Below are 9261 nucleotides of genomic sequence, written 5' to 3' on the forward strand. Positions count from 1 at the left end.
CCCTCCGTTCTGCTGCGCGCGGTGTTACGCCGGGACGCTGGCGACACCCGGGGCGAGGAACTTCTTGCCGTTCACCCGCTCCGAGACGCCCTCACGGTCCAGGTACGGGGTGATGCCGCCCAGGTGGAAGGGCCAGCCCGCACCGGTGATGAGGCAGAGGTCGATGTCCTGGGCCTCGGCCACGACACCCTCCTCCAGCATCAGACCGATCTCCTGCGCCACCGCGTCCAGGACGCGGTCGCGGACCTGCTCCTCGGTGAGGACGGAGTCGCCCTGCACCAGGAGGGCGGCGACCTCGGGGTCCAGCTCCGGCTTGAAGCCGTTCTCGGCGGAGTAGACGTAGAAGCCGCGCTTGCCGGCCTCGACGACCCGCTTGAGGTTCGGGGAGACGGTGAAGCGCTCCGGGAAGGAACGGTTCAGCGTCTCGGACACGTGCAGGCCGATCGCCGGACCGACGAGCTCCAGCAGCACCAGCGGGGACATCGGCAGGCCGAGCGGCTCGATGGCCTTCTCCGCCGTGGCGACCGGGGTGCCCTCGTCGATGACGTTCTGGATCTCGCCCATGAAGCGGGTCAGGATGCGGTTCACGACGAACGCCGGGGCGTCCTTCGTCAGAACGGCGGTCTTCTTCAGCTTCTTGGCGACACCGAAGGCCGTGGCCAGCGAGGCGTCGTCGGTCTGCTCACCGCGGACGATCTCCAGCAGCGGGAGGATCGCGACCGGGTTGAAGAAGTGGAAGCCGACCACGCGCTCCGGGTGCTGGAGCTTGGAGGCCATCTCCGACACCGACAGCGAGGAGGTGTTGGTGGCGAGGATCGCGTGCGCCGGGGCGACCGCCTCGACCTCCGCGAACACCTTCTGCTTGACGGACATCTCCTCGAACACGGCCTCGATGATGAAGTCCGCGTCCGCGAAGCCCTCGGCCTTGTCCAGGACGCCGGTCACCAGGGCGGTCAGGCGGTTGGCCTTGTCCTGGTTGATGCGGCCCTTGCCGAGCAGCTTCTGGATCTCGGCGTGGACGTAGCCCACGCCCTTGTCCACGCGCTCCTGGTCGATGTCGGTGAGGACCACCGGCACCTCCAGGCGGCGCAGGAACAGCAGCGCCAGCTGCGAGGCCATCAGGCCCGCGCCGACGACGCCGACCTTGGTGACCGGACGGGCCAGGGACTTGTCCGGGGCACCGGCCGGGCGCTTGCCGCGCTTCTGGACCAGGTTGAAGGCGTAGATGCCCGAGCGCAGCTCGCCGCCCATGATGAGGTCGGCCAGGGCCTTGTCCTCGGCGTCGAAGCCGGCCTGGAGGTCGCCGTCCTTGGCCGCGGCGATGATCTCCAGCGCGCGGTAGGCGGCCGGAGCGGCGCCGTGCACCTTGGAGTCCGCGATGGCGCGGCCCTTGGCGACGGCCGCGTCCCAGGCCTCGCCGCGCTCGACCTCGGCGCGCACGACCTCGGTCTCGCCCTTGAGGACCTTCGCGGTCCAGATCAGGGACTGCTCCAGGAAGTCGGCGCCCTCGAAGATCGCGTCGGCGATGCCGAGCTCGAAGACCTGCTTGCCCTTGAGCTGGCGGTTCTGGTTGAGCGAGTTCTCGATGATCACCGAGACCGCGCGCTCCGCGCCGATCAGGTTCGGGAGGATGGCGCAGCCGCCCCAGCCCGGAACCAGGCCGAGGAAGACCTCGGGCAGCGAGAAGGCCGGGATGGCCTTCGAGACGGTGCGGTAGGAGCAGTGCAGACCGACCTCGACACCGCCGCCCATCGCCGCGCCGTTGTAGTACGCGAAGGTGGGGACGGCCAGCGCGGAGAGGCGCTTGAAGACGTCGTGGCCGCCCTTGCCGATGGCGAGCGCCTCGTCGTGCTTCTTCAGCAGCTCGACGCCCTTGAGGTCGGCGCCGACGGCGAAGATGAACGGCTTGCCGGTGATGCCCGCGCCGACGATGGAGCCGGCGGCGGCCTCCTGCTCGACCTGGTCGATCGCCGCGTTCAGGTTGGCGAGGGACTGCGGGCCGAAGGTGGTCGGCTTGGTGTGGTCGAAGCCGTTGTCCAGCGTGACGAGCGCGAAGCGCCCGGCGCCGAACGGCAGGTCCAGGTGGCGGACGTGCGCGGACGTGACGACCTCGTCCGGGAACAGCTCGGCCGCGCCCTTCAGGAGCTCAGCGGTGGTGCTCACTTGGAGTCTCCCTCGGCGTTGAAGTTCGGGTTCTCCCAGATGACCGTGGCGCCCATGCCGAAGCCGACGCACATGGTGGTCAGGCCGTAGCGGACGTGCGGCTGCTCCTCGAACTGGCGCGCCAGCTGCGTCATCAGGCGGACGCCGGAGGAGGCCAGCGGGTGACCGAAGGCGATGGCGCCGCCGTACTGGTTCACGCGGGCGTCGTCGTCGGCGATGCCGTAGTGCTCCAGGAACGCGAGGACCTGGACCGCGAAGGCCTCGTTGATCTCGAACAGGCCTATGTCGTCGATCGTCAGGCCGGCCTGGGCCAGGGCCTTCTCGGTCGCCGGGATCGGGCCGTAGCCCATGACCTCCGGCTCCACGCCCGCGAAGGAGTAGGAGACGAGGCGCATCTTGACCGGGAGGTTGTTCTCGCGGGCGAAGTCCTCGGACGCGATGATCGCGGCGGTGGCACCGTCGTTGAGACCGGCGGCGTTGCCCGCGGTGACCCGGCCGTGCGTACGGAACGGGGTCTTCAGGCCGGCCAGGTTCTCCAGCGTGGTGCCCGGGCGCATCGGCTCGTCGGTGGTGACCAGGCCCCAGCCCGTCTCACCCGCGGCCTCGTTGGTGTTGCGCACCGAGATCGGGACCAGGTCCTGCTGGATCTTGCCGTCGGCGTACGCCTTGGCGGCCTTCTCCTGCGAGCGCACGGCGTACTCGTCGGCGCGGAGCTTGGTGATCGTCGGGTACCGGTCGTGCAGGTTCTCGGCGGTCATGCCCATGAACAGGGCGGACTCGTCGACCAGCTTCTCGGAGACGAAGCGCGGGTTCGGGTCGACGCCCTCGCCCATGGGGTGGCGGCCCATGTGCTCGACACCGCCGGCGAGGGCGACGTCGTACGCACCGAAGGCCACACCGCCCGCGACGGCGGTCACGGCGGTCAGCGCGCCGGCGCACATGCGGTCGATGGAGTAGCCCGGGACGGACTGCGGGAGGCCCGCGAGGATGCCGGCCGTGCGGCCCAGCGTCAGGCCCTGGTCGCCGATCTGCGTGGTCGCGGCGATGGCGACCTCGTCGATCTTCTTGGGGTCCAGGTCCGGGTTGCGGCGCAGCAGCTCCCGGATCGCCTTCACGACGAGGTCGTCGGCGCGGGTCTCGTGGTAGATGCCCTTCGGGCCCGCCTTGCCGAACGGGGTGCGGACGCCGTCGACGAAGACGACGTCCCTGACGGTACGAGGCACGTTGGCTCTCCTCCAGGTACGGGATGGCGCTGCTGCGCGGGGGCGGCCCGGCCGGTATGGCTGAGCGCCCGCTCACCCGGCCATGCTACTTGTCGGTAACCGACGTGCACACCCCCTCCCCGAACAGCGGCGAAGGTCACACTCCCGGGTCCGCGCGCCCCTCGCGCGCGCCCGGCCGATCGGACCGGCGGGACGCCCTGATGGGGTCGTCCGGGCCGTCCGCCCGGCCCGGCTCCGGGCCCGGCCTCCCCACGGCCCCGATCCTTGGCTGCGCCCGGAGCGCCCGCCCGCGGGCAGCCGCCGCCGGAACGGAGTCCCGCATGCCGCCCATCAGGCACACCGACCACGCGGTCGAGCACAAGTCGACCGTCCCCGCCAACCGCGACAAGCTCGTGAATCTCTTCGTCCGGGAGTACGACGGGACCCCGCCGAACGCTCCGGCAGACAAGCGCCGCGCCGTCCTGATGCTGCACGGCAGGACCGTGCCGGTGCTCGCCGTCTACGACATCGGCCTCGGCGACTACAGCTGGTCCAGGGTGCTGGCGCACGCCGGCTACGACGTGTTCATGATGGACCTCCAGGGGATGGGGCGCTCGCCCCGCCCGAAGATGGAATACGCGTGCAACGCCAACCCGGCCCAGCACGACCGCGTCATGTACCCCAACCTCCCGCTGACCTCCCCCTGTGAACCCTCCTACCCCCACCAGCTGGGCAACTCGCAGAGCGACTGGGACGAGCTCCACACGGTCGTCGAGTACATCAAGCGCCTCCACGGTGTGCAGCAGGTGGACATGATCGGCAACTCCGCCGCCGCGTTCGCGATGGGCCCGTACGCGATCCAGCACCAGGGCAACGTCAGGAGCCTGATGTTCCAGGCCCCCGGGTTCACGCCCAACGGTCCGGACAGCGCCCCCGGGACCGATTTCGGCGCCCCGGCCTACATGCCGCTCGACACCCCGCCGTACCCCATGGCCCTCGGCCTCAAGGAAGGGCTGAAGGCGGCCTGGGAGAGGGAGCTCAGCCCCGACTGCCCGGGCCAGCAGGCGCCGGGTGCGGTGGACATGGTCTGGGAAGCGATCATGGCGAGCGACAGCGAGGGCCGCACCTGGGGGAAGCCGCTGCCGGGAGGCGGGACGGAGGGGGTGAGCCGCCAGCGCCAGACCTACTGGTGGGGCTGGAACAAGAAGACCGTGACGCTCCATGGCACGCTCGGCGGCCCGGTCCCCGTGTGCATCGTGTACGGCGACCTGGACAGGACGGTGACCGCCGGGGTCGCATCGGTCACCGAGTTCTACAAGGGCATCCCGGGCCAGAAGAAGCTGATGTTCAGGGTCTCCTGCGCCAGCCACCAGATGGTGTGGGAGGGCCGGCGCACGACGCTGCACACGATGTCCAAGCAGTGGCTCAACAACGGCAAGGTGTTCGGGAGGGAGAAGGGCAGCTTCCACCTGGACGGCAACGACGAGGTCACCGTGCTGCCGGTCCTCTAGGACGGCGCGCGGACAGCGCGAAAGCCCCCGGCCGCGGCCGGGGGCTTTCGTCGGGACGGGCTCAGGCGGTCGCGGCCAGGGCCGTGACCAGGACCGGGGTCACCTGCTCGATCTGCCAGGGGCGGGCGCCGTGGCCGGCCAGGGCCTGCGCCACCGTGTCCGCGTCGAGCCGCTTGGGGGGCTCCCAGCACAGCCGGCGCACGGTGTCCGGGGTGACCAGGTTCTCCTGCGGCAGGTTCAGCCGCTCGGCCAGCGCCGAGACGGCCGTACGGGCCGCCGCCAGCCGGGCCGCGGCGGCCGGGTCCTTGTCCGCCCAGGAACGCGGCGGGGGCGGGCCGGAGGGGGACGCACCGGGCTGCGGCAGCTCGTTCTCGGGCAGGGCCTTCGCCCGGTCCACGGCGGCCATCCACTGGTCCAGCTGGCGCCGGCCCATCCGCTGCCCGTACCCGGGCAGGGACGACAGGGCGTGCACGTTCACGGGGAGGGCGAGGGCCGCCTCCACGATCGCGGCGTCGCCCAGCACCTTGCCGGGGGAGACGTCCCGGCGCTGCGCGATGCGGTCGCGGGACTCCCACAGCTCCCGGACGACCGCCATCTGCCGGCGGCGGCGCACCTTGTGCATGCCGGAGGTGCGGCGCCACGGGTCCTTGCGGGGCGGGGCGGGCGGGGCCGAGGCGATGGCGTCGAACTCCTGGCGGGCCCACTCCAGCTTGCCCTGCCGGTCCAGTTCCTTCTCCAGCGCGTCCCGGAGGTCCACCAGCAGCTCCACGTCGAGCGCGGCGTAGCGCAGCCAGGGCTCGGGGAGCGGGCGGGTGGACCAGTCGACGGCGGAGTGCCCCTTCTCCAGGGCGTAGCCGAGGACGCTCTCCACCATCGCGCCGAGTCCGACCCGGGGGAAGCCCGCCAGGCGGCCGGCCAGCTCGGTGTCGAAGAGCGAGGTGGGCACCATGCCTATTTCACGCAGGCACGGCAGGTCCTGGGTGGCGGCGTGCAGGATCCATTCGGTACCTGACAGCGCCTCGCCCAGCCCGGACAGGTCCGGACAGCCCACCGGGTCGATGAGCGCGGAGCCCGCGCCCTCGCGGCGCAGCTGTACGAGGTAGGCGCGCTGGCCGTACCGGTAGCCGGAGGCGCGCTCGGCGTCGACGGCCACGGGCCCGGTGCCGGCGGCGAAGGCCGCGACGACCCGGGCGAGGGCGTCGGCGTCGGCGACGACCGGTGGAATGCCCTCACGGGGCTCCAGCAAGGGGATCGGCGTCGGCTGCCCATTGGACGGAACCTCGGCGTCCGGGGGGCCGCCCCCGGTGGTGGTGCGCAGGTGTGCTGCGGTCTCTTGGGCGTCGGTCACCGGTAAAGGGTATCCGTGTATGTGACGCGCCCGTCGCCGGAACGTTCCGTCGACGGGCGCGAAGGGGAGAACGGCGGCCGGTTCCCGGGGCCTCCGGGCGGTTCGCCCGGGAGCCTCGGGACGGATCAGTGGATGATCCCCGTCCGCAGTGCGACGGCGACCATCCCGGCCCGGTCGCCGGTGCCCAGCTTGCGGGCGATCCGGGCGAGGTGGGACTTGACGGTCAGGGCGGACAGGCCCATCGAGACGCCGATGGCCTTGTTGGACTGGCCCTCCGCGACGAGGCGCAGGACCTCGACCTCGCGGCCGGAGAGCTCCCGGTAGCCGCCCGGGTGGCTCGGGGCACCCGGGGGGCGGCGGTGCATGCGTGCGGCGGCGGCGCCGATGGGGGCGGCGCCGGGCCGGGTGGGGAGCCCGATGTTGGTCCGCGTACCCGTGACGACGTAGCCCTTCACCCCGCCCGCGAGGGCGTTGCGCACGGCACCGATGTCATCGGCGGCGGACAGGGCCAGGCCGTTCGGCCAGCCCGCGGCGCGGGTCTCGGAGAGCAGGGTGAGACCGGAGCCGTCGGGCAGGTGTACGTCGGCCACGCAGATGTCGCGCGGGCTGCCGACGCGGGGGCGGGCCTCCGCGATGGACGACGCCTCGATCACGTCACGGACTCCGAGGGCCCACAGATGGCGGGTCACGGTGGAACGGACGCGCGGGTCGGCCACGACGACCATGGCCGTCGGCTTGTTCGGGCGGTAGGCGACCAGGCTTGCGGGCTGCTCGAGAAGAACGGACACCTAGGCCTCCTGGGGGAGTGGCGGGACGGCCGGCTCGGGGAAGGAAGCCGGTTCGCACCGTGCGGATGGTCACTGACTCCTTCGGCACGTCACCCACCCGGCTTTAGGGAATGATCACGATTTGGTGAGTAACAATTCGGGCAATTCGGACGCACGATCGATCAAGGGATGATCAGAAGGCCGCCCGGCACGCGCCGTTCTGACGCACCGTTATGACAACGACCGGTCGTCACGGGTGCGCACGCGGGCGCCGGACGGGCCCGTACGGCCCCCTCGGGCCGCCCGGCTACGGGTGGTGCGGACCGCGCCGCTGTGGCAGCGACACCACGCCCGTGACGTTGTCCGTCGGCCCCACCGGCGGCAGCCCCGCGATCTGGCACAGCAGCTCGCACCAGGCCGCCAGGTGCGCGGTCGTGTCCGGCACCCCGCCCACCCCCTCGCGCGGCGTCCACGAGGCCCTGATCTCGATCTGGGTCGCCGGACGCCGCTCCGCGAGCCCGCCGAAGTAGTGCGAGGCCGCCATCGTGACGGTGCCGCTCGCCTCCCCGTACCCCAGCCCGCGCGCCTCCAGCGCACCCGTCAGCCAGGACCAGCACACCTCCGCCAGCAGCGGATCCGCCGCCATCTCCGGCTCCAGCTCCGCCCGCACCAGCGTCACCAGCCGGAACGTGCCCTGCCAGGCGTCGTGCCCGGCCGGATCGTGGAGCAGGATCAGCCGGCCGTCGGCCAGGTCGTCCTCCCCGTCCACGACCGCCGCCTCCAGCGCGTACGCGTACGGCGCCAGCCGCTGGGGCGGTTTCACCGGCTCGATCTCGATCCCGGGCCGCAGCCGCGCCTTGCGCAAGCCGTCCACCGCCCGCCGGAACGGGAGCGGGACCGAACTCTCCTTCGCGCTGTCCGTACCCTCGGCGCCATCTGAAAATCGTCCCTGAGCCGCAGCCATGCCGGGAAGACTAGGCGGAACGAGCGCCCCTGCGGCGCAGGGACACCCGCGCCGGGCCGGGCACTTCTTCATACGTGCGAAGATTTGGGTCGTGAGCGCCAACGACCGCCCCCAGGGCCCGCCGAGCCAGACGTACGATTCCGCCTTCCTGAAGGCGTGCCGGCGGGAGCCGGTACCCCACACGCCGGTGTGGTTCATGAGGCAGGCCGGCCGCTCACTCCCCGAGTACCGCAAGGTGCGCGAGGGCACGGCCATGCTGGAGTCCTGCATGCGCCCCGACCTGGTCACCGAGATCACCATGCAGCCCGTGCGGCGGCACAACGTGGACGCGGCGATCTTCTTCTCCGACATCGTGGTCCCGCTGAAGGCCATCGGCGTCGACCTCGACATCAAGCCGGGCATCGGCCCGGTCGTCGCCCAGCCGATCCGCCGCCGCGAGGACCTCGCACAGCTGCGCGACCTCACCCCGGAGGACGTCCCGTACGTCACCGAGGCGATCGGCATGCTCACGGGTGAACTGGGCGGCACGCCGTTGATCGGCTTCGCCGGCGCGCCCTTCACCCTCGCGAGCTACCTCGTCGAGGGCGGCCCGTCCAAGAACCACGAGCACACCAAGGCCCTCATGTACGGGGACCCCCAGCTGTGGGCCGAGCTGCTCGACCGCCTCGCCGAGATCACCTCCGCCTTCCTCAAGGTCCAGATCGAGGCCGGCGCCTCCGCGGTCCAGCTCTTCGACTCCTGGGTCGGCGCCCTGGCCCCGGCGGACTACCGCCGCTCGGTCATGCCGGCCTCCGCCAAGGTCCTGGAGTCCGTCGCCTCGTACGGCGTCCCGCGGATCCACTTCGGCGTGGGCACGGGCGAGCTCCTCGGCCTGATGGGCGAGGCCGGAGCGGACGTCATGGGCGTCGACTACCGCGTCTCGCTGGACGAGGCCGTCCGCCGCGTCGGCCCCGGCAAGGCGCTCCAGGGCAACCTGGACCCCGCCGTCCTCTTCTCCACCCCGGAGGCCGTCCAGGCCAAGACGGACGAGGTCCTGGCGGCCGCGGCCGGCCTGGAGGGCCACGTCTTCAACCTCGGCCACGGCGTCCTGCCGACGACCGACCCGGACGCGCTCACCCGCCTGGTGGACTACGTCCACACCCGGACGCAGCGCTAGCCGTCACGGGGCGGGGTGCGGTGCCTGCGGCGCTGCTCCCCGCCCCGCCCTTCCTCCGTTCCCAGGGGCTCCGCCCCTGACCCCGTTGCGCTCAAACGCCGCGCGGGCTGGAATTTCGCTGCGCGAAATCCAGCCCCGCCGGCGTTCGGC

At 71.8% G+C, this 9261-nt stretch carries 7 protein-coding genes; 2 read left to right on the plus strand and 5 right to left on the minus strand.

The window, feature by feature from the left end; all coding sequences use genetic code 11:
• Window positions 1–24: 24 nt before the first annotated feature.
• Both AC07A6_RS19615 and AC07A6_RS19620 read right to left on the minus strand, forming a co-directional pair.
• Window positions 25–2163, minus strand: a complete 2139-nt coding sequence (locus AC07A6_RS19615; protein ID WP_362461284.1) for a 3-hydroxyacyl-CoA dehydrogenase NAD-binding domain-containing protein — start codon at window positions 2161–2163, stop codon at window positions 25–27.
• Window positions 2160–3386, minus strand: a complete 1227-nt coding sequence (locus tag AC07A6_RS19620) for a thiolase family protein (RefSeq protein WP_125814944.1) — start codon at window positions 3384–3386, stop codon at window positions 2160–2162. Before AC07A6_RS19620 ends, AC07A6_RS19615 begins: the two co-directional genes overlap by 4 nt.
• Window positions 3387–3706: 320 nt before the next feature.
• Here AC07A6_RS19620 and AC07A6_RS19625 point away from each other — a divergent pair, with 320 nt between their 5' ends.
• The gene (locus tag AC07A6_RS19625; protein WP_478777874.1) at window positions 3707–4876 is read left to right on the plus strand and encodes an alpha/beta hydrolase; all 1170 of its coding nucleotides are present in this window, start codon (window positions 3707–3709) and stop codon (window positions 4874–4876) included.
• Window positions 4877–4937: 61 nt separating this feature from the next.
• On the opposite strand, the gene AC07A6_RS19630 is transcribed toward AC07A6_RS19625, so the two are convergent.
• From AC07A6_RS19630 to AC07A6_RS19640, 3 genes are all read right to left on the minus strand, one after another.
• Window positions 4938–6224: an HRDC domain-containing protein gene (locus AC07A6_RS19630; RefSeq protein WP_478777875.1), complete on the minus strand. Its 1287-nt coding sequence runs from the start codon at window positions 6222–6224 to the stop codon at window positions 4938–4940.
• Between the two features lie 125 nt (window positions 6225–6349).
• Window positions 6350–7012 carry a helix-turn-helix transcriptional regulator gene (locus AC07A6_RS19635; protein ID WP_007267191.1) on the minus strand — a complete coding sequence of 221 codons (663 nt, stop codon included), beginning with the start codon at window positions 7010–7012 and terminating at the stop codon, window positions 6350–6352.
• Window positions 7013–7298: 286 nt separating this feature from the next.
• On the minus strand, window positions 7299–7955 hold the full coding sequence (locus AC07A6_RS19640) for a DUF3000 domain-containing protein (RefSeq protein ID WP_362461297.1): 657 nt from the start codon (window positions 7953–7955) through the stop codon (window positions 7299–7301).
• A 91-nt stretch (window positions 7956–8046) separates the two neighbouring features.
• Here AC07A6_RS19640 and hemE point away from each other — a divergent pair, with 91 nt between their 5' ends.
• Window positions 8047–9111, plus strand: a complete 1065-nt coding sequence (gene hemE / locus AC07A6_RS19645; protein WP_478777876.1) for a uroporphyrinogen decarboxylase — start codon at window positions 8047–8049, stop codon at window positions 9109–9111.
• The last annotated feature ends 150 nt before the right edge of the window (window positions 9112–9261 follow it).

This window comes from Streptomyces sp. NPDC044002 (genome assembly GCF_056434525.1).

Coding starts and splice junctions, on each gene's coding strand:
- AC07A6_RS19625 (WP_478777874.1), top strand. CDS start 3,707: ATGCCGCCCATCAGGCACACCGACCACGCGGTCGAGCACAAGTCGACC.
- AC07A6_RS19640 (WP_362461297.1), bottom strand. CDS start 7,955: ATGGCTGCGGCTCAGGGACGATTTTCAGATGGCGCCGAGGGTACGGAC.